Origin of the sequence: Flavobacterium wongokense (assembly GCF_021608265.1) — a bacterium.
GTDB lineage: Bacteria > Bacteroidota > Bacteroidia > Flavobacteriales > Flavobacteriaceae > Flavobacterium > Flavobacterium wongokense.
Genome location: NZ_JAKIHP010000001.1, coordinates 615,727 through 635,384 on the forward strand (window position 1 = coordinate 615,727; position 19,658 = coordinate 635,384).

The 19,658-nt window shown below is 39.7% G+C and carries 20 protein-coding genes; 9 read left to right on the plus strand and 11 right to left on the minus strand.

Going from position 1 to position 19,658, the window contains the following annotated elements:
* Positions 1 to 9: 9 nt before the first annotated feature.
* Together rimM and L1S31_RS02505 are read left to right on the plus strand one after the other, a co-directional pair.
* Complete coding sequence (gene rimM, locus L1S31_RS02500) at positions 10 to 534, plus strand: ribosome maturation factor RimM (RefSeq protein ID WP_236461636.1); 525 nt, start codon at positions 10 to 12, stop codon at positions 532 to 534.
* A gap of 122 nt (positions 535 to 656) precedes the next feature.
* Complete coding sequence (locus tag L1S31_RS02505) at positions 657 to 1,319, plus strand: tRNA1(Val) (adenine(37)-N6)-methyltransferase (protein ID WP_236461639.1); 663 nt, start codon at positions 657 to 659, stop codon at positions 1,317 to 1,319.
* On the opposite strand, the gene L1S31_RS02510 is transcribed toward L1S31_RS02505, so the two are convergent.
* From L1S31_RS02510 to L1S31_RS02520, 3 genes are all read right to left on the minus strand, one after another.
* Entirely contained in the window at positions 1,320 to 4,745 is a 3,426-nt protein-coding gene (locus tag L1S31_RS02510) for a tail fiber domain-containing protein (protein WP_236461641.1), read from the minus strand.
* Positions 4,746 to 4,913: 168 nt separating this feature from the next.
* The gene (locus tag L1S31_RS02515) at positions 4,914 to 6,671 is read right to left on the minus strand and encodes an ATP-binding protein (protein ID WP_236461644.1); all 1,758 of its coding nucleotides are present in this window, start codon (positions 6,669 to 6,671) and stop codon (positions 4,914 to 4,916) included.
* Entirely contained in the window at positions 6,668 to 7,294 is a 627-nt protein-coding gene (locus tag L1S31_RS02520) for a response regulator transcription factor (RefSeq protein WP_236461647.1), read from the minus strand. The genes L1S31_RS02515 and L1S31_RS02520 overlap by 4 nt, the downstream gene beginning before the upstream one ends.
* A gap of 156 nt (positions 7,295 to 7,450) precedes the next feature.
* On the opposite strand from L1S31_RS02520, the gene L1S31_RS02525 reads away from it, so the two are divergent.
* The 7 genes from L1S31_RS02525 (at position 7,451) to L1S31_RS02555 (ending at position 14,126) form a co-directional block, all read left to right on the plus strand.
* Positions 7,451 to 8,179, plus strand: coding sequence for a BamP family beta-assembly machinery protein (locus L1S31_RS02525; RefSeq protein WP_236461650.1), 729 nt, complete (start codon positions 7,451 to 7,453; stop codon positions 8,177 to 8,179).
* Between the two features lie 210 nt (positions 8,180 to 8,389).
* A complete protein-coding gene (locus L1S31_RS02530; RefSeq protein ID WP_236461653.1) occupies positions 8,390 to 9,568 on the plus strand; it encodes an acyl-CoA dehydrogenase family protein in 1,179 nt (392 codons plus the stop codon).
* A 115-nt stretch (positions 9,569 to 9,683) separates the two neighbouring features.
* A complete protein-coding gene (locus tag L1S31_RS02535) occupies positions 9,684 to 10,466 on the plus strand; it encodes a DUF3050 domain-containing protein (protein ID WP_236461656.1) in 783 nt (260 codons plus the stop codon).
* Positions 10,467 to 10,544: 78 nt separating this feature from the next.
* Complete coding sequence (locus tag L1S31_RS02540; RefSeq protein WP_236461659.1) at positions 10,545 to 11,237, plus strand: SGNH/GDSL hydrolase family protein; 693 nt, start codon at positions 10,545 to 10,547, stop codon at positions 11,235 to 11,237.
* A gap of 124 nt (positions 11,238 to 11,361) precedes the next feature.
* Positions 11,362 to 12,351: a sensor histidine kinase gene (locus tag L1S31_RS02545; protein WP_236461662.1), complete on the plus strand. Its 990-nt coding sequence runs from the start codon at positions 11,362 to 11,364 to the stop codon at positions 12,349 to 12,351.
* On the plus strand, positions 12,348 to 13,031 hold the full coding sequence (locus L1S31_RS02550) for a LytR/AlgR family response regulator transcription factor (protein ID WP_236461664.1): 684 nt from the start codon (positions 12,348 to 12,350) through the stop codon (positions 13,029 to 13,031). The genes L1S31_RS02545 and L1S31_RS02550 overlap by 4 nt, the downstream gene beginning before the upstream one ends.
* An 87-nt stretch (positions 13,032 to 13,118) precedes the next feature.
* Positions 13,119 to 14,126, plus strand: a complete 1,008-nt coding sequence (locus L1S31_RS02555; protein WP_236461668.1) for a T9SS type A sorting domain-containing protein — start codon at positions 13,119 to 13,121, stop codon at positions 14,124 to 14,126.
* Positions 14,127 to 14,366: 240 nt separating this feature from the next.
* Here L1S31_RS02555 and L1S31_RS02560 read toward each other — a convergent pair whose 3' ends face one another.
* From L1S31_RS02560 to trmB, 8 genes are all read right to left on the minus strand, one after another.
* Positions 14,367 to 14,696 (minus strand): 2Fe-2S iron-sulfur cluster-binding family protein, encoded by a 330-nt coding sequence (locus L1S31_RS02560; RefSeq protein WP_236461671.1) that lies wholly within the window; start codon positions 14,694 to 14,696, stop codon positions 14,367 to 14,369.
* Positions 14,697 to 15,260, minus strand: a complete 564-nt coding sequence (locus L1S31_RS02565; RefSeq protein WP_236461674.1) for a ferritin family protein — start codon at positions 15,258 to 15,260, stop codon at positions 14,697 to 14,699. It lies immediately after the preceding gene.
* Complete coding sequence (locus L1S31_RS02570; protein ID WP_236461676.1) at positions 15,260 to 16,312, minus strand: NAD(P)/FAD-dependent oxidoreductase; 1,053 nt, start codon at positions 16,310 to 16,312, stop codon at positions 15,260 to 15,262. Before L1S31_RS02570 ends, L1S31_RS02565 begins: the two co-directional genes overlap by 1 nt.
* Positions 16,313 to 16,461: 149 nt before the next feature.
* Entirely contained in the window at positions 16,462 to 16,701 is a 240-nt protein-coding gene (locus L1S31_RS02575; RefSeq protein ID WP_236461679.1) for a NifU family protein, read from the minus strand.
* A gap of 1 nt (position 16,702) precedes the next feature.
* Positions 16,703 to 17,839 carry an Mrp/NBP35 family ATP-binding protein gene (locus L1S31_RS02580; RefSeq protein ID WP_236461682.1) on the minus strand — a complete coding sequence of 379 codons (1,137 nt, stop codon included), beginning with the start codon at positions 17,837 to 17,839 and terminating at the stop codon, positions 16,703 to 16,705.
* Positions 17,840 to 17,969: 130 nt separating this feature from the next.
* Positions 17,970 to 18,296, minus strand: coding sequence for an MGMT family protein (locus tag L1S31_RS02585; RefSeq protein WP_236463494.1), 327 nt, complete (start codon positions 18,294 to 18,296; stop codon positions 17,970 to 17,972).
* Positions 18,293 to 18,844: a lysine transporter LysE gene (locus L1S31_RS02590; protein ID WP_236461684.1), complete on the minus strand. Its 552-nt coding sequence runs from the start codon at positions 18,842 to 18,844 to the stop codon at positions 18,293 to 18,295. The genes L1S31_RS02585 and L1S31_RS02590 overlap by 4 nt, the downstream gene beginning before the upstream one ends.
* 75 nt (positions 18,845 to 18,919) lie before the next feature.
* Positions 18,920 to 19,594, minus strand: coding sequence for a tRNA (guanosine(46)-N7)-methyltransferase TrmB (gene trmB, locus L1S31_RS02595; protein WP_236461687.1), 675 nt, complete (start codon positions 19,592 to 19,594; stop codon positions 18,920 to 18,922).
* Positions 19,595 to 19,658 lie beyond the last annotated feature (64 nt).

Genomic DNA, 19,658 nt, shown 5'->3' on the forward strand with positions numbered 1-19,658 from the left:
AAGGCAGTTATGCGTAAAAAGGATTGTTTCTATTTAGGTAAAATTGCAAAAAAATTTAGTTTCAAAGGGGAAGTACTTATCTATTTAGATACCGACGAACCCGAGTTATATGAGAACATGGAATCAGTATTTGTTGAATTCAACAAAGATCTGATTCCATTTTTTATTGAAAACAGTTCGCTGCACAAAAATGATTTCCTTCGTGTCAAATTTGAAGACATGGAATCCGAAGAGGAAGCCGACAAAATGATTGGCTGCGAAGTCTATCTTCCTTTAAACATGCTTCCCAAACTGGAAGGCAACAAATTCTATTTCCACGAAGTCATCGGATTCGAAATTGAAGACAAGCGCCTTGGCATTTTCGGAAAAATTGTTTCCATCAATGACTCTACAGCCCAACCTTTATTTGAAGTCGAAAATGGTGCTGTACAAATCCTGGTTCCCATGATTGACCAGTTCCTCGTGAAAATCGACCGCGAAAACAAAAAAGTCATCATGGATTTACCGGAAGGCTTAATCGAAATGTATCTTTAGGAGCTTTATCCCGCTTTCCGCGCTACATGGTAGCTTGCTCCAATCGGGGCTAAAAATATCCTTATTCCCTCAACACTGTGTTCCAATTCAAACAATTTACTATCCAACAAGACCGCTGCGCGATGAAAGTCGGTACCGACGGTGTTTTGCTTGGTGCGTGGTGCCCTGTCGACAATAACCCTTTTTCTGTTTTGGACATTGGCGCCGGAACGGGAATATTATCCTTAATGCTTGCCCAAAGAAGCAACGCTGAACAGATTGATGCGATTGAAATTGACGAAAACGCTTACGAACAATGCGTCGAAAATTTTGAAAGCTCTAATTGGGGTGACCGCTTATTCTGTTTCCACGCGGGTTTGGATGAGTTTATGGAAGAACCCGAAGACGAGTATGACCTCATCATTTCAAACCCTCCATTTTACAGCGAAGACTATAAAACCGAAAGCGAACAACGCGATTTAGCACGATTTCAGGATGCTTTGCCTTTTGAGGATTTGGTTGAAGCCGCTCAATTATTGCTGTCTGAAAATGGCATTTTCGCAGTAATTATTCCGTTCAGGGAAGAGGAAAGGTTCCTTGCTTTGGCTCAGGATTTCGATTTGCATCCGTTTAAGATCACACGTGTAAAAGGCACTTCAACCACAGAAATCAAACGAAGCCTGCTCGCTTTTTCCTTTACCAAAAAAGAAAAAATCGAGGAAGACGAACTCGTCATTGAAACAGCCCGTCATCAATATACCGAAGATTACATCAATCTGACTAAGGATTTTTACCTTAAGATGTAGTTAATTTCTTTTCTCGAGTTCCAACAAGATTTTGGCTATTTGTTCATCATGTTGTTGCAGTTTAACCTTAAGCTTTTCGTTTTCTTCCTGTAACTGCTTGTTTTTTGCGTCCAATTCCTTGAGTGCATTGATTGAAGCAATCAGAACATCATGCATATTCAGACTTAAATAACCATCGTCATCAGTCGTAACGCAATTCGGAAATACTTTTTGAATATCCTGCGCCAGAAAACCGCTGAATTCAGTTTCAAGGACCTTTGGCTCGAAAATACGTTGACCCACATTTTTATAATGGTAACGAATGGGCTTGAGCTGCCTGATTTCATTTAAACCCATCGTAAAATCACCTTCCACATTTTTCAATCTCGCATCTGAAGTCAGTGTCCAAACCGTTGTTCCTGGTTTACGCCCTTCATCAAGCGAAAGCTCAAATTGTCCGCCAGGCGTATTACCAATGCCCACATCTCCAGCGCCGGTAATAATCATCCTATTGGTATTTCCGCCAGCCCTAAATTGCAATATATCGGTATTATTGCTATACAAAACGCCACCGCGTATCGAGCTTACATTGGAGCCAAACAACAGTCCGGTTTCATTGGTTGAAGGCGCCAGAAAATGCTGGTAAACAGCACCATTGCTCTCCAAAACAAAATCGGCGTTACCATTTGGAGTTCCACCACTTGAACCTGTAAAAACATGGAGCTTCCTTGAAGGAGCAGCAGTTCCAATACCCACAAAACCTGAGGTCTGTTTTATCCGTAGGCGCTCAATGTTATTGGTTCCCAAAACGTAATCATTGGCATCAGTCGTACCGCTCCAGTTTTCGGCTCCCCCAATAGTTGAAGTGCCATAAGTTGTTGGTACTGCCGGGTCATTGGTACTCGCATTTCCATTCAAACCCCAATAATTTGTGGAAAGGGTCTGCCAGCTTCCGGTTCCGTTGGCGTTGCTGGTCAGTACTTTCCCATTTCCCTGAGTCCCATCCACCATACGGATGCTTCCTGCCACATGCAATCGGTCTAAAGGTGACGTAGTTCCAATTCCGACATTGACAGTAGCTGTTGCCGAATTTACTCCGTTGACACTTCCCAAAACCAATGAATTACTGGTGCTTACAGTAGCGTCAGCCCCTATAGCTCCTGCATTTGTTAAACTATTGGTAGTAACATTAGTATTCGTGCCAAGAAGGGTGTTCCTTACTCCGGCAGTATTAACTGTTCCCGAAAACGCCCCTATAAAAGTATTCTGGCCTCCGCTACCATTTGTATTGTCTCCACTGGAATAACCAACAAAAGTATTATTGGGACCATTCATATTTCCATTTCCGGCAAAACCTCCCACAAAAGTATTCTGGTTTGCCGTATTTATTAATCCTGCAGCATTGCCAACAAAAACATTATCAGATCCTGAGGCACCACTTCCGCCAGCGAGCCTTCCTACCATTACATTTTCCTGCCCGGTTGTATTGGCATTACCAGCCAATCCCCCTATATAGGTATTATTACCACCCGTAGCTGCAATTCCACTCTGAAAACCAAAAAAAGTATTGCCGGTAAGTAAAGAGGTAATCCTCCCTGATTCGGTGCCAAATCGTTTAAAAATCAAATCGGCATCGTTGGTAGTCCCAATGAAATTTGTTGAACCAATTCCGGAATTCCCTGTTAAACTCCAGCCGCTTGACGGAGCGTTTGCCCAGGAAGCCGTCCCATTGGCATCACTGGTCAGGATTTTTCCTGCTCCCTGGTTTCCATCTACCATGCGGATATTGCCAACTACATGTAATCTATCCAGTGGTGCAATAACTCCTATCCCAACATTCGTATTGGAAAAAGAGGAATTAAAACCGTTGACGCTTCCCAAAACCAAAGAATTGCTTGATCCAACAGTAGCTAGTGCACCAATGGCGGTGGCATTGGTTAAACTACTACTGGCGACTGTAGATAAATAGCCCAAAGTGGTATTGAAATTCCCACCAGTATTGCCCTGCATTGAAAAGAATCCCACGGCAGTATTGCCCTGTCCACCTGAATTTTGTATCAATGCATTGGATCCCAAGGCCGTATTATAATTGGACGTGTTTACCACCAATGCGCTATTTCCAATAGCCGTATTATCTGTAGCGCTACTACTTGATGCTAAGGCGTTGAATCCCATTGCCGTATTGTTTGTCCCATTATTGTTTAGATTAAGGGCGTTGAATCCGAAAGCCGAATTCTGATTGGCATTACTATTCTGCAAAGCACCATGCCCTACTGCCGTATTGTTGCTCCCTCCAGTGTTTACATTTAAGGCATTGAAGCCAACTGCCGTGTTAAAACCTCCGGAATTATGCTGCAGGGCATTGGCTCCTACAGCCGTAGTTTCTGAAGCGGTGTTTCCTGACAATGAATTGTAACCCACCGCCACATTGTTGCTTCCGCCATTATTTGAAAATAAGGAGAGCGTTCCCAATGCTGTATTTCGGGTGCCCGATGAATTTGAAAAAGCCGCACTATGCCCTAAGGCTACATTAAAACTTCCTGTATTGTTGCGCATCGACTCGTATCCAACGGTAACATTGCCGGTACCCGTGCTATTGTTTCTCATTGTATTAAAACCAACTGCGGTATTATCTGAAGCGTTGTTGGAGAATAATGAATTGGCACCAATTGCCACATTATTATTGCCACTATTATTGCCATTGAGCGCACTATAACCTAAAGCTGAATTGAAGTTTCCTCCGCTTCCCAACTGCATGGCGCTGTGGCCAATTGCCACATTATTGCTTCCGGCTGTATTGGCATTAAGCGCTTTGAATCCGAAAGCCGAGTTAAAGCCACCCGGACTTTGCTGCAAGGCGTTTGAACCAACCGCTGTATTCTCAGAACCGGTATTTAAGGATAGTGCATTATAACCAACAGCAACATTGTCAGTTGCTGTGTTGGCCGTAAATGATGAAAGTGCACCTATTGCCGTATTGCGTGTTCCCGAAGTGCTGGAATTTGCTGCGAAGTTGCCAAATGCGGTGTTTGTAAATTCTATCGAGCCTGCTTTGGCATTGTTTCGTTTAAAAGTCAGGTCGATATTATCTGTCGTTCCGAGAAAATTGGTTGCAGGATTAGTATTAGCATTGCCTTTCAGTCCCCAGCTATTTAGGCTACTGGCTATGGCAATCCAGGTTAAAGTTGGATTATCCCAATAATAAAAACCCGGCGCATTGCCACTTACCAATGTCGTCAGGTAAACGATCATTCCCTGTTGGGCTGCCGATGGGGTGCTCGGGAAAAAATCAATTTTTGGAATCAGGATTCCGTCAGTAGTTGTTGGTGAAGCCTGGTTTGTTGAACGAATATCCAACTGCGCGTTGGGAGCTGTAGTATTGATTCCGACCTGTGCCCAAATCATTTGGCAGCAAAACAATACAATGGCTAAATAAAACTTTTTCATTTTACAATTGATTTAGCTGTTAAACAGTTTTTGAGGCAATGTAAAATTCAAGCTTATTTGATTGTGGCACAATACGATATTGGGAGTATGACATTGGGTTTTTATCTGTCAAAAATGGAGTTTGGTCTGCTTATCATAAAAACATACTCCAAAGCGCGTATAGGGAATTTATTCCGATAGCGGAATGATTATAGAAGTCGACAAACCGTTTTTGGTTTCCATTGTAATGGTTCCGTTCATTTCCTCAACCCTTTTTTGAAGGTTTTTCAATCCGTTGCCAAAATAATTCTGACCCGAAATTCCGCCTCCATTATCCTGTATCCTTATAAACAGGTTCTTTTTTTCAACAATGCTGACCATTATCGTAATCTTATCCGCATTGGAATGTTTCAAAGCATTATTAAAAATTTCCTTAATGCTGAAGAACAAATTTTTCCTGGTTTTCCCATCAAGCAAAAAATGTTTGTGGCTTTCTTCGTCCTCAATGAACTCCAACTCCAAAGGTGTTCCTTCAAATAAATTTTCGGCATACAGTTTCAGGTATTCCATAAAATCCCTCAAGGTATTGTTTTCGGCGTTGAGCGACCAGATAAAGGTGTTGATGCGTTGCGACACTTCCTGCGCTGTAAGACTGATTTTACTGAGCAGCAGCTTTTGCTTTTCATTGGTCTCTGCAGTTTTCTGCAACAAATCGGAATGGATTAGTATACTCGAAATTCCACTGCCAATGTCATCATGTAGATCTTTGCTGATTTCATTTTTCTGATCGAGTAAAGTGGAATTGATTTTGTTTTTCCTTCGGATGTACATAACGGCCAAAGCCAAAAGAATTACCACGAGAATGGCAATCAACAATTGAAAAATTACGATGTCTTTCTGCCTTTTTAATTTTTGTACTTCGAGCGAAAGGAGCTTTTTTTCATTGCGGATGTATTGGTCTGTGAAATTTTGGAAATACAAATTCCCGCGCGCCTGCGTTTTGGCATCCATTTCAATAATTTTTTGCTGGATTTCCATTGTTTTTTCTGCATCCAGGCCTTGATAAACATGAAGTGCCCTTGTAAAAAATAGTTTCCGGAATGTAGCATTTACGATATGGTGTTTCATCAAAATCAATCCATCGTTATAGTAGGATTTACGAAACGCAGGCTTGTCTTTGTAGCATTCCATCAAAAATGCATCATTAACCAAAACAATGTCATAATACTGACTTTTATACGCCGACAGCACACTTTTTTTGAAATAGAATGCCGCACTGTCATTCTTTTTTTGCATTAGGTAAATCTCACCGAAACTTTGCTCAACGTTTGGAATTCCCCTTCGGCTGTTGGCTTTTAGAGCAAACTGATAGGCCTTTTTGTTATACCAAAAAGCAGAATCAGACTGGTGCAGCCTGAGTTTTACCTGAGCCAGGTTATTATAGATGTGTTCATTTTGAATGATGGAACGCATCCTTTTCTTAAGCTTTCTTTTTGGATAAAAGTCCCTGCATGACCATAGGGCCTTTTGGGCATCCTGATGCTCTCCTAATTCCATTTGGTTGATGGCAAGGAAAAAATACGCGTCGGAAATCATGAGGCTGTCCTTAATTTTTTTGGCAAGGCCAATTTGCTTTCGGGCTTCATTTTTCCCGAATTGGAACAAGCCATTGTAATAAAACAACTCCGACTGCATGCTGTGCACATAGCAATGGGTTGAATCTATTTTCTCAGGATTCAAAAGGTCTTTGGTAATATTGAGCCATTTTTGCGAAGCATCAATATCATCGCTGTCAAGGTAATACTCTGAGGTGATAAAGGAATTCCTGATTTTACATTCGGATGTAGTGCAGGCTGCGAAATTGATTGCCGATGGAGGTTTTGAAACTGATTGCGCAAGTCCAAAATGACAGCAAATAATGAAGAATCCGAATAGCTGTAATTTCATCGTTTCAAGTAAAGATTAACGGCTTCAACACGCGTATTTACATGAAGTTTTTCATAAATATGCTGAATGTGTTTCCGAACGGTTCCAATACTGATTTCGAGTTCATTGGCAACTTCCTTGTTCATCCTGCCTCGGGCAAGCGAATCCAGGATTTCCTTTTCCCGAACCGTAAGCGTTTCTACATTGGCGTCATTTACATTCATTTTTGAAAAACTGGCAACTACCTTTCGGGCAATGCTGCTGGTCATTGGGCTTCCGCCTTCAAAGAGTTCGTCAAGTGCATTGATGATTTTGACCGGGCCATCGGTTTTTAGGATGTAACCGCTGGCTCCGGCTTTAAGGCTTTGGAATATTTTATCGTCGTCTTCGTAAGAAGTACACATCAGGAAAAGCATTTTTGGAAAAAGCGCTTTTAATTTTTTTACGCATTCTATTCCGCTGTAACCCGGAAGATTGATATCCATCAAAACCACATCGACATCCAGTTCCTGCAATTTTTCTATCGCCTCTTCGGCATTTTCAAAAGCACTGACCAGCTGATAATTCTCGGTGAATTGTATCATCAGGCTCATTGCTTCGCGCAAATCGCGGTCGTCCTCAACAATGCTAACTTTTCTTCTCATCCTGCAAAGGTTTAGAGTACAATGTTAAAGATACTATTTATTTTATGAAATACGTTATTGCGCGTAGCCTGTCCACTTTTAAAATAATTAACAGTTCCTTATTAGTAAAGAAGCAGGGAAATCGTTAATTTAGATGCTCTTTCTAAAATCCCAGCCATGAAATCATTTTTATTATTTGCCTGCTGCCTTTTTAGCTATGCAATCGCTTTTTCTCAAAATGGAAAAGTACTTCACGGAAAAATTTCCTATCAGGATAGTTACCAGAAAAATATTGACGTCATCAATTTTACCACCAAAAAATTCACGCAGACCAATAATTTGGGTGAGTTTGACATTGAAGCCAAAACCGATGATGTGCTTATCCTGATGTCTGAAAGTTTTGTGGACCAAAAGTATACTGTAACCGCTAAAGATTATCAGAACGGAACCCTGTTTATAAAACTGGTTGACAAACCTATTCTTCTAAAGGAAATTGAGATAACCCAACTAAAGGCGATTAAAGCAGAGATGTCCCAAACTGATATCAAAACGGCAAGAATTCAAAAAGACGCAAGGATGCCCAGAAACAAGGAAGTCTACACCGGAGAAATTGAAAACGGAATGGACTTTGTCATGATTGGCAAAATGATTGGCAAACTATTTAAAAGCAAAAAAGTAAAGGTTGCCGATAAAGGCGCTCCGTTATCCTTCACCGATTATGCCAAAGCCAATTTTGATGCATCACTTTACACCAAAACACTCAAATTAAAACCCGACCAGACTTCGCGATTCCTGGAATATTGTGAGGCCGATCCTAAATCGAAAATGGTCATTGAAAGCAATGATGAGTTGGCAATTTTGGAATTCCTGATGGTTAAAAAAGCGGAATTCGATAAACTGAAATAAACCCCTAGCCCAGATGGGAATGGCATCCTTTTTATCTTGTTGCCAGACAAGATAAAAAGATATAGTGGACAGCTGGACACGAGCTCCTAATAAGCAGCGAACTGGCGGAGCAAACAGCTTCAAAAAATTATAAATTCTTCATGGGAATTTAGTTAAAGATTCTTTAGCTTTGCAAACGTTTTCGTTAAAGATTTTAAAGAAGAAAGATATATGAAACCAGATTTATTTCAAGCTCCCGATTATTACAATTTAGATGATTTATTGACCGAAGAGCACAAATTAGTTCGTGATTCTGCCCGTGCGTGGGTAAAACGCGAAGTTTCCCCAATTATTGAAGAGTATGCACAACGCGCTGAATTCCCTAACCAGATTATCAAAGGATTGGGTGAAATTGGTGGTTTTGGGCCATACATTCCTGAAGAATATGGTGGTGCCGGTTTAGACCAGATTTCGTATGGTTTGATCATGCAGGAAATTGAAAGAGGAGATTCTGGTGTTCGTTCTACTTCGTCGGTACAATCTTCTTTGGTAATGTACCCTATCTGGAAATTTGGAACCGAAGAGCAGCGTAAAAAGTATCTGCCAAAATTGGCAACAGGAGAAATGATGGGATGTTTTGGATTGACCGAGCCTGATTTTGGTTCGAATCCAAGCGGAATGGTAACCAATTTCAAGGATATGGGCGACTATTATTTATTGAACGGTGCCAAAATGTGGATTTCAAATGCGCCGTTTGCAGATGTTGCCGTAGTTTGGGCAAAAGACGAATCGGGAAGAATCCACGGTTTGATTGTTGAAAGAGGAATGGAAGGATTTACAACTCCGGAAACCCACAACAAATGGTCACTTCGTGCTTCGGCAACGGGTGAATTGATTTTTGACAATGTAAAAGTCCCAAAGGAAAACCTAATGCCAGGAAAATCTGGTTTAGGCGCACCAATGATGTGTTTGGATTCGGCAAGATACGGAATCGCATGGGGAGCAATCGGAGCAGCAATGGACTGTTACGATACTGCCTTAAGATATTCAAAAGAAAGAATCCAATTTGGAAAACCAATTGGTGGATTCCAATTACAACAAAAGAAATTAGCCGAAATGATTACCGAAATCACCAAAGCGCAATTATTAACGTGGAGATTAGGCGTTTTAAGAAACGAAGGAAAAGCTACTACGGCTCAAATCTCGATGGCAAAAAGAAATAACGTAGACATGGCAATCAACATTGCTCGTGAAGCACGCCAGATGTTAGGTGGAATGGGGATCACTGGAGAATATTCTATCATGCGCCACAGCATGAACCTGGAATCGGTGATTACCTATGAAGGAACACACGACATCCACCTGTTGATTACCGGTGCAGACATTACCGGAATTCCGGCTTTTAAATAGCATCAAACAATAGATAAAATTTATATAAAATGCTTCTCTTTTTCGGGAAGCATTTTTACTTTTACGCCGATTCCAAACTTTGGGATTTTATAAATCGTATATATCCAAAAACGCTATGAATACCAGATTAATCAATCAAAAGATACAACCACAAAAAGACCTATTGCTCAATCATTCTCTTTACAAAAAAGTGAAGACTATGGATGACCTGCATCAGTTTTTGGAAAGCCATGTGTATGCTGTTTGGGACTTTATGTCATTACTAAAAGCATTGCAAAACAAATTAACCAGTACAACTACGCCTTGGTTTGCATCTGCAAATCCGGAAACACGATATTTGATTAATGAAATTGTTTTGGCAGAGGAAAGCGATTTGACTTTGGACGGAAAACGACTGAGCCATTTTGAAATGTATGTTGACACCATGAAAGATTGTGGCGCCCAAACATTGGAATTGGAAAGTTTCCTGCAAAACGTTATTGATACCAAAAATGTCTTTATTGCAATCAGGCAAAGTAATATGCATCCAAAAATTAAGGACTTTTTAGACTTTACTTTTCGTGTTATTGAAGAGGGGAAATCGCATAAAATTGCCGCAGCTTTCACTTTTGGAAGGGAAGATTTGATTCCGAATATGTTTACCGAAATCCTAAAAAGCTTCCAGCAGAATTTCCCTGAAACCGATTTATCAAAACTAATTTATTATTTTGAAAGGCATATCGAATTAGATGCCGATGAACATGGCCCAATGGCAATGCAGATGATCACAGAACTTTGCCAGCATGACGAACACAAATGGAAGGATGTAGAAGAAACATCAATCCTTGCACTTGAAAAAAGGATTGGGCTTTGGGATGCAATCGAAGAAAAAATAATTCAAAAACCGGAATTGGTTTAAATAAAAATGGAGTCACTTGACTCCTTTTTATTTTATTGGATTCTGAAACTCTTCCTGCTTTAATCTCGTATAAACTGTATGAAGCAACTAGTAAAAATAGCAACAATCTCTTTGAGCCTCTTCCTTTTTGGCTGCAGTGTTGAAAAAAATACAGCAAACAATCCAAAATATTATAAATATCTGGCTCTTGGCGACAGCTATACCATAGGAGAGAGTGTCTGTGCAACCTGTCGTTTCCCCGCTCAATTAAAAGACAGCATTTCCAATTACCTAAATGTGAATGACTCTTTCCAGCTTAAGATAATTGCAACTACAGGTTGGACTACATCCAATTTAAAAGCTGCTGTTGCGGTTGATGATTCCGGAGATGATTATGATTTGGTCACCCTGTTAATCGGCGTCAATAATCAATACCAGCATATGCCCTTTAGTGTGTACGAACAGGAATTTCCTGAACTGGTTACAAAAGCCATCCAAAAAGCCAAAGGCGATAAAAACAATGTGATGGTAATTTCAATTCCTGATTACGCGTACACACCTTTCGGAAATGGAAACACTACTATATCCACTGAAATTGACAACTATAATGCATTTGCCCAAAATTATTGCCAGGCCAACAGCATAACGTTTATGAACATCACTGATATTACCAGATTGGGCTTGACCCAACCCGAACTTGTAGCCGGTGACGGACTCCATCCTTCTGAAATTGCCTATACCCAATTTGTAGAGCGTATTTTACCTTTGGCAAAAATCAAAATCGCTGATTAACCTACAAATATTTAGAGTTCATCGCATTTGTTATCCGCTGAAAAATATTCTGCCTATATTTGATTGGAAGTATATTTTTATGAATAATTCAACGCGGTTTTTTTTAATTAACTTTTTGGGATGTTTGACTTTTTTGAGCCTTCCCGTTTTTTCTTCGCCCGATTTTGGCGAAGGTTGGGACTTAATTTACATCGCCCCGTTTCAGGAATCTTTTCTCCGATTTGTATTTCTTTTGGTGTTTTTTTATGCCTCTTACTATTTCTTTATCCCAAAACTTTATTTCAACAACAAGAAAACCCTTTTCATTATATCAGTATTAGGTTCTTATGGTATAATTATCGGGATTACCAGGGTTATTTTTGGCAATAGCTTCAGAGGTCCGATGCCGGGACCAATGCATAAAGGGGATTTTGGGCCTCCGCATTTTGAACATCCAATATTTTTTGATGCCCAGATACTCATTCCATTCCTTCTAGTAATTGCGTTGGCATTCCTGATAAAAATGAACAGCAGGCTGATGGAAATCCACGATGAGAAACTCAATGCCGAAGTTTCCTATTTAAAGGCACAAATCAATCCGCATTTTCTTTTTAACACCTTGAACAGCTTGTATGCGCTAACCCTGCAAAAGTCGAATGAAGCTCCGAATGCCGTACTGAAACTATCGGGTATCATGCGTTATGTAGTAACCGAAAGCTCTCAGGATTTTGTAGCACTGAACAAGGAAATCGATTATATTAAGGATTACATTGAACTGCAAAAACTACGACTGGATAAAAGTGTGGCGCTTTCCTTTGAAGTTCATGGCACTACTACCGGAAGGGCAATTGCTCCGTTGATTTTGATTCCGTTCATTGAAAATGCTTTCAAATACGGAATCAATCCTGATGAAAATTCTTTTATCAAAATTGACATTACCGTTGAAGACCAATTGCTCAATATGAATGTGCAAAACACCATGGTTGCCAGTGAAATTGATGAGGAATTCAAAACAGAAGAAGGTTTGAAAAACACCAAAAAAAGGTTAGATTTGATATACTCCGGAAAATACGATTTAGAAGTCCGCGAAGACGACAAAGTATATGACGTTAACCTAAAAATTGATTTATTATGATTCGGGCAATTGCCATTGATGACGAGCCATTAGCGTTGCAGATAATCACCCATTTCTGCGGACAGATCGATTTTGTTTCTCTGGAAAAAACATTTACCAAACAAAGCGAAGCGATAAAGCATTTGAATAAATATCCGGTTGATTTATTATTCCTGGATATCCAGATGCCCAATAAAAATGGAATCGATTTCTATAAATTGCTTGAGAGTGATGTGATGGTGATTTTCACGACAGCGCACAGCGAATTTGCCGTTGAAGGTTTTAATGTAAATGCAACCGACTATTTATTAAAGCCTTTTTCCTTTGAACGTTTTGAGGTTGCAGTTCAAAAAGCCAGAAACGAATTTCAATTCAAAAACAATACTGCAGTCCAGACACATTTGATGATTCGTGCCGATTACAAATTGCACCGCATCGAGTTTGAAGATATTTTGCTCATTGAGGGTTTGGATGATTATATCCAGATTCACCTAAAAAATAAATCAAAAATCGTTGCCCGCATTTCGATGAAGGGCCTTTTGGAAAAACTCCCTGAGACCAAGTTCATGCGTGTACACCGTTCCTATATCATCCCGATCAGCAAAGTAAAAACCATTCAGAATAAAGTCATTCAAATTGACGAATTTTCTGTGCCGATTGGAGAAACTTACAAGGATGAAATTCTAAAAAAATTTGATTAACCTCTATTTACCAATAGTTTACCTATTTTAATTTTCTCTGTGCATCCTTTACTTTAATTTTACTCGAGTAACCAAATTTAAAGTAAAATGAATAAGAGAGACTTTTTAAGATTATCCGGTTTAGCTGGTGCAGCAGCTATTGTACCAACAAGTATTTTTGCAAAAAACGAAAATGAAAAGGAAACTTTAGATCCGCAAATTTGTACGTTAATACCAAGTGAAACTGCAGGACCATTTCCTTTGGATTTAACTGAAAACACTTATTATTTCAGACAGGATATCAGAGAGGACAGAACTGGTGTCCCTTTTAAACTTAAATTAAAAATCAACGGAATTGGAAACTGTGGCGTTATGCAGAACGTCAGGGTCAACATTTGGCATTGCAGCAAAGATGGGCTATATTCAGGGTACAGCAACAGTATGAATCAAGGCCAGGCCGGACTTACTTATCTGCGTGGTTATCAATATACCGATGCCAATGGAGAAGTGGAATTCCTAACGATTTTTCCTGGTTGGTACAATGGAAGGATTTGCCACATCCATTTTCAGGTTCATGTCAGCAGTGCTTATTCGGCAATTTCACAACTGACTTTTAACATTGCTGCCAAAAATGCGATTTATGCCGCTAATCCAACGTTGTATACTCATGGCGCAGATCCTTTAACGTATGCCAGTGACAATATTTTTTCAGATGGTTATACCTATCAATTGGCAACACTAACGCCTAATGCAGGCATCGGCGGTTATGAAAGCTATCTTGAAGTAGGAGTTCAGGGAAGCGGAACTTTGGGTGTTGGGCACTACGAATCAGAAAATGCAAAACAATTTACTTTGGGTCAAAATTATCCAAATCCGTATTCAGAGCAGACTACCATTCCTTTAACCTTAAAAAATAGTTCAAAAGTCAGAATAGAATTATATGATTTGAACGGAAGGAATTTAGGCGCCATCTTCAATCAGGATTTAGGTGCAGGCGAACACGAAATCCCATTTAATGCAACGGGCAAATATTCGACAGGGAATTATATTTATCAATTAACACTTGAAAATGATTATGGAGTTTTCAAAGACAGTAAAATGATGACTTCCAAATAACAAAATGAAGTGTGCCTGGATTACGAAAAGTAGTACATAAAAATCTGTTCACCGCAATTTTTCCCTTGTTCTCCTCATTTATTATATACTTCGTCGACAATTACTACTTTTAGCCCAGTTGTTTTTTTTGAGTGAATGATTAGTAGTTGTAATCAAAAATAAGGGTGGGATTTTTTCCATCCTTTTTTTATTGTTGGTAGTTGTAATTTAAAAAAGGATGGAAAAAATTCCATCCTTTTTTTATTGTTCCGGAGCAATCTCAATTTCTAAACCATCAATTTCGGGAGTAATTGGTATTTGACAACCCAATCGGCTATTATCCTTTACATGATAAGCTTCCCAAAGCATTGCTTCCTCATCAGGATTGCGTTCCAATGAAATCACATCATTCAAAACATAACACTGACATGAAGCACACATTGCCATTCCGCCACAAATTCCAATAGTTCCTTCTTCGGCAAGCTCATAAGCACGGATTACCTCCATGACATTCATGTTCATGTCGGTTGGTGCCTGGACTTCATGGATAACACCATTCCTATCGGTAATTTTTAGGGTAACGTCAGACATTTATTTTTTACAATATTGGTTAGATTGTTCAACGGGATATTTTTGGTCCAAATCGATGTCATTGAATCCTTTTCCTGTTCCCCATGAAAATAATTTTTCAAAGAATGGAAGCATTTTATTGTCTTTGATTTTTTCCAAAAAATAAACTTCGTGTTCCTTTTCCTTGATGCCCATTTCATAAAGAACCTGGTTATATTTTGTGATTCCAAGATCATTAAAGAAATGCATCATCCTGAAATACTCACAAACATTGCCACTCTCCAGTCTTCCTGCAAAATAGAAGGGCATAAACCAGCCAATTACATAACAACTTGCTGAAATTACCTTGCCAATAACATGGAATTTGATTTCGTACCATTTCGAAATCGGAATATTGAAATCATTCATAATCTGCAAAACCTCAGCGCGGTGCTTCCATTCATCCAGTTCGATTTGCCGGATTGCTGCTTTTTGGATGGGGTCTTTAACCGAACCTGCATGACCCTGATAAGCAAAAGAAGCAGCTTTTTCTGCCGAATAAGCTTTCTTTAATAAATCTACTAGTTCAGGATGGTTGAGCTGCATTATTCTATGGCTTTTACTACGGCTTTTTCTGCCTCTTTCCGTGTTCCGTCAAATCCGTCGACTCCGGAAACTGTGGTGTATTTCAACACATACTTTTTTCCCGGATTGATTCGATTGTAAACACTTTGGCACATTAATGTCGCTTCATGGAAACCACACAAAATCAGTTTTAGTTTTCCAGGATACGTATTCACGTCGCCTATGGCATAAATTCCGTCAATATTGGTTTGATAATCCAACGCATTGTTGACTTTGATGGCATTCTTTTCTATTTCCAGTCCCCAATTAGCGATAGCGCCAAGTTTTGGCGTCAATCCAAAAAGCGGAATGAAATAATCGGTTTTTAGGTTGCGGTGTGCCCCATTCTCATCAATATCAATCGATTCCAGATGTTCAGCACCATTTAATCCTACCACTTCTGCCGGTGTAATTAATTTTATCTTACCGGAATGCTTTAATTCCTGTACTTTTTCTACTGAATCCAATGCGCCACGAAACTCATTCCTTCTGTGGATCAAGGTTACATCTGAAGCAACATCAGAAAGGAAAATACTCCAATCCAATGCTGAATCTCCTCCGCCTGCAATTACGATTTTTTTATCTCGGAACTGTTCTGGGTCTTTTACAAAATATTCAACGCCTTTTTCTTCGTAGAAGGCAATGTCTTCAATAACCGGTTTTCTGGGTTCAAAAGTCCCCAAACCACCAGCTATGGCAATCGCTTTTGCGTGATGTTTTGTTCCTTTATTTGTAGTAACGATAAATGTCCCGTCTGTTAATTTTTCGATTGTTTCGGCAGTTTCTGCCAAGGTAAAGCCAGGTTGGAACTGTTTGATCTGTTCCATCAGATTGTGCACCAAATCTCCAGCCAATACTTCGGGGAAACCCGGAATATCATAAATCGGTTTTTTAGGGTACAATTCTGATAACTGACCGCCAATTTGTGGCAAAGCGTCAATTATATGGCATTTTAGTTTTAATAATCCTGCTTCAAAAACAGCAAAAAGACCAGTTGGCCCGGCTCCGATTATTAATATATCTGTTTCAATCATTTTTTTTAAGTTGCAGAGTTGCAAAGTTGCAAAGTTACAAAGTCTTAACTCATGATGTTGTTTTGTAGAAAATCTGCGTTAGGGATGGGAGCTGGCTACCATGTAGCGCGTACAGCCCGACGCCGAACTTGTTTCGGCGGAACGCCCAACTAAGCTATGTTTTCTACAGTTTCTATTTGTGGCGCATATTTTTTGATAGTGGTTTCTACACCTGCTTTCATGGTGCTGATGCTTAAGCTGCATGATGTACAAGCTCCCTGAAGACGTACCTTTACGTGTTTTTCGTCCTCAATGGAAACCAAACTAATATCACCGCCATCTGAATTCAGAAATGGCCTGATTTCGTTTAGTGCTTTTTCGATGTTTAAAGTCAATTCTTCTGTGTTCATCTTATTTTCCTTTAACGGCTGAACATCCAGCCATAGTTGTTATTTTGATTGCTTCGGTTGGCGGCAGGCTTTCGTTTCTGTTTACGGTTTCCTGAACCACGTTTCGGGTAATATCTTCAAAAACCTTTTCGATTACCGAAGCGGTCTGCAATGCTGCAGGCCTTCCATAATCTCCGGCTTCACGAATGCTTTGCACCAATGGCACTTCTCCTAAAAACGGAACCTGCAAATCGTCTGCAAGATTTTTGGCACCTCCGTTTCCGAAGATATAATATTTGTTGTTTGGCAATTCTTCCGGAGTGAAATAGGCCATATTCTCTATGATTCCCAAAACCGGAACATTAATGCTGTCTGATAAGAACATCGAAACTCCTTTTTTGGCATCAGCCAAAGCTACTGCTTGAGGCGTACTTACAACAACAGCTCCTGTAATTGGAAGCGATTGCATGATGGACAAGTGGATATCACCGGTTCCTGGTGGCAAATCAATCAGCATAAAATCCAGTTGCCCCCAATCGGCATCAAAAATCATCTGGTTCAATGCTTTTGAAGCCATTGGCCCACGCCAAATTACAGCCTGGCTTGGTGAGGTAAAGAATCCTATAGAAAGGAGTTTGATTTCGTAGCTTTCGATTGGTTTCATTTTGGATTTTCCATCAACCTCAACCGAAATTGGTTTTTCATTTTCAACATCAAACATAATTGGCATGGATGGCCCATAAATATCGGCATCCAAAACACCAACCTTGAAACCCATTTTTGCTAGTGTCACAGCCAAATTTGCCGTCACGGTAGATTTTCCAACACCACCTTTTCCAGAAGCCACCGCAATGATATTGCTGATTCCCGGAATGGCTTTCCCTTTGATTTCGTTTGGATTTTGGGTTGGAGTTTCCACCTTTATGTTCACTTTCACTACAGCTTCGGGTGAAAATTTTTCGTGTATCAATTTTTTGATGTCGTCTTCGGCACGTTTTTTTATGTGCATCGCCGGAGTTGCAATTACCAGGTCAACCACAACTTCGTTGCCAAAAGTCAGTACGTTTTTTACCGCACCACTTTCAACCATATTTTTTCCCTCGCCAGCAATGGTAATGGTTTCCAAAGCTGAAAGGATTTCTTTTCTGTCTAATTTCATTTGTTGCTTATTGTTAGCTGTTTACAATCTTTTATTAAGACTGAATACAGATTGCAAAGATAATACGAAAAGTGTTGAAACTATCGTTAATGAATTGAAAATGTTTATCGGAATATAAGTTGTAATGGAACTATTTCTGGATTTTAGGCTGCCAGAAATGTTTTTCGAAATCGACAATTTGGTTATTGACCACTTCTATGCCTTCATTTTCGAGTAATTGCTGCATGAGGTTGGTTCCTTCAAAATGATGTTTGCCCGATAATAATCCAACCCGGTTAACCACGCGATGTGCCGGAACGTCATCGCGGCCACCGCAGGCATTCATTGCCCAGCCCACCATTCGTGCTGAACGCGCTGTTCCCAATGCCTTGGCAATGGCGCCATACGAAGTCACTTTCCCTTCGGGAATCTGCCTTGCGATTTCATATACTCTTTCAAAAAAATTGGCTTCCATTATTTATAAAGCAATTTAAGAAGGGTTACAACTGCCATAAAAGTAGTTACTGAACCAATGATGGTATTGATGTTACGCATCAGGAATTCGGTTTCCTTTTCAATCTTTTTGAAGGCAACGATGTAGATGTAAAAAACCGTAAACGAGCCTACAACAACTCCCATTACAAAAGACGAAACCGGAATCTTATCAAAACTAAAATAGCCCGAGGCCTGTAAACTCATGCTGGCAAAAACATAAAACGGAACCGGAAGCAGATTCAATGTTGACAACAACATTCCCAAAAAGAAACGATTGGATTTTCCTTTGACGGTTTTATCGGTTTTGATTTTCTTTGGTTTTTCGGCAATAAAGAAAAAGTAGATACTCAATAATGAAAAAACGAAAATCCCAATTTCCTGGAGCGTTGCCACTATTTCCTGATGGTTATTGATAAACCTCGCGAAAAGTACCGCAGTGAACGTTTGGAAAAAAATGATTATTGAGGCTCCAATGGCAAAACTCAACGCTTCATTTTTGCCTTCCTGTGTACTGATTTTTGCTGCCGTCATATTGATTAAACCCGGGGGAATAACCGCCAAAAAAGCAATGCAAAAACCCAGTACAAGAGGCAAAAAATAAGTCATCTATTTGATTTTAAAACGAATATACGTAATTGCTTTGTTGATTTCCAAATATTGATTTTCGTAGAATGTCTGAATTGCCGTTACTACTTCAGGAGCACCTTCATTTTTGTAAACATTGTGGTTGGCATACAATACTTCATGCCCTTCACCATGCAATAATCCAAGCGTATAACCATGCATGAATTCGCTGTCGGTTTTTAAATTAACAACACCGTCCGGTTTTAATATTTTTTTATACAACTGCAGGAATTCCGAATTGGTCATTCGGTGTTTGGTGCGTTTGTATTTGATTTGCGGGTCTGGAAAGGTGATCCAGATTTCGTCTACTTCGTTTTCGGCAAAAATGTAATTGATCAATTCGATTTGCGTTCGGACAAAAGCCACATTATGCATTCCGTTATCCACGGCTGTCTTGGCTCCACGCCAGAAACGTGCGCCTTTAATATCAATTCCAACAAAATTCTTTTCCGGATAACGTCCTGCCAGACCGACTGAATATTCGCCTTTTCCACAACCTAATTCTACTACAATTGGATTATCATTTTTAAAAAAGTCCTTATTCCATTTTCCTCTCAATGGAAATTCACCGCCTACAACTTCTTCCCTTGTTGGCTGGAAAACGTTTTCAAAACTTTCATTTTCCTTAAACCGCTTTAATTTATTCTTACTTCCCACAAACTTAATTTTTTGGTAAAATTAAGGAAATATAAACTATCCGAAATCTTTTTTACTTTGTAAT

What these genes read in the sequence shown, in the direction of transcription:
- rimM (WP_236461636.1), top strand. Translation starts at nt 10, where the DNA reads ATGCGTAAAAAGGATTGTTTCTATTTAGGTAAAATTGCAAAAAAATTT.
- L1S31_RS02505 (WP_236461639.1), top strand. Translation starts at nt 657, where the DNA reads ATGAAAGTCGGTACCGACGGTGTTTTGCTTGGTGCGTGGTGCCCTGTC.
- L1S31_RS02510 (WP_236461641.1), bottom strand. Translation starts at nt 4,745, where the DNA reads ATGAAAAAGTTTTATTTAGCCATTGTATTGTTTTGCTGCCAAATGATT.
- L1S31_RS02515 (WP_236461644.1), bottom strand. Translation starts at nt 6,671, where the DNA reads ATGAAATTACAGCTATTCGGATTCTTCATTATTTGCTGTCATTTTGGA.
- L1S31_RS02520 (WP_236461647.1), bottom strand. Translation starts at nt 7,294, where the DNA reads ATGAGAAGAAAAGTTAGCATTGTTGAGGACGACCGCGATTTGCGCGAA.
- L1S31_RS02525 (WP_236461650.1), top strand. Translation starts at nt 7,451, where the DNA reads ATGAAATCATTTTTATTATTTGCCTGCTGCCTTTTTAGCTATGCAATC.
- L1S31_RS02530 (WP_236461653.1), top strand. Translation starts at nt 8,390, where the DNA reads ATGAAACCAGATTTATTTCAAGCTCCCGATTATTACAATTTAGATGAT.
- L1S31_RS02535 (WP_236461656.1), top strand. Translation starts at nt 9,684, where the DNA reads ATGAATACCAGATTAATCAATCAAAAGATACAACCACAAAAAGACCTA.
- L1S31_RS02540 (WP_236461659.1), top strand. Translation starts at nt 10,545, where the DNA reads ATGAAGCAACTAGTAAAAATAGCAACAATCTCTTTGAGCCTCTTCCTT.
- L1S31_RS02550 (WP_236461664.1), top strand. Translation starts at nt 12,348, where the DNA reads ATGATTCGGGCAATTGCCATTGATGACGAGCCATTAGCGTTGCAGATA.
- L1S31_RS02555 (WP_236461668.1), top strand. Translation starts at nt 13,119, where the DNA reads ATGAATAAGAGAGACTTTTTAAGATTATCCGGTTTAGCTGGTGCAGCA.
- L1S31_RS02560 (WP_236461671.1), bottom strand. Translation starts at nt 14,696, where the DNA reads ATGTCTGACGTTACCCTAAAAATTACCGATAGGAATGGTGTTATCCAT.
- L1S31_RS02565 (WP_236461674.1), bottom strand. Translation starts at nt 15,260, where the DNA reads ATGCAGCTCAACCATCCTGAACTAGTAGATTTATTAAAGAAAGCTTAT.
- L1S31_RS02570 (WP_236461676.1), bottom strand. Translation starts at nt 16,312, where the DNA reads ATGATTGAAACAGATATATTAATAATCGGAGCCGGGCCAACTGGTCTT.
- L1S31_RS02575 (WP_236461679.1), bottom strand. Translation starts at nt 16,701, where the DNA reads ATGAACACAGAAGAATTGACTTTAAACATCGAAAAAGCACTAAACGAA.
- L1S31_RS02580 (WP_236461682.1), bottom strand. Translation starts at nt 17,839, where the DNA reads ATGAAATTAGACAGAAAAGAAATCCTTTCAGCTTTGGAAACCATTACC.
- L1S31_RS02590 (WP_236461684.1), bottom strand. Translation starts at nt 18,844, where the DNA reads ATGACGGCAGCAAAAATCAGTACACAGGAAGGCAAAAATGAAGCGTTG.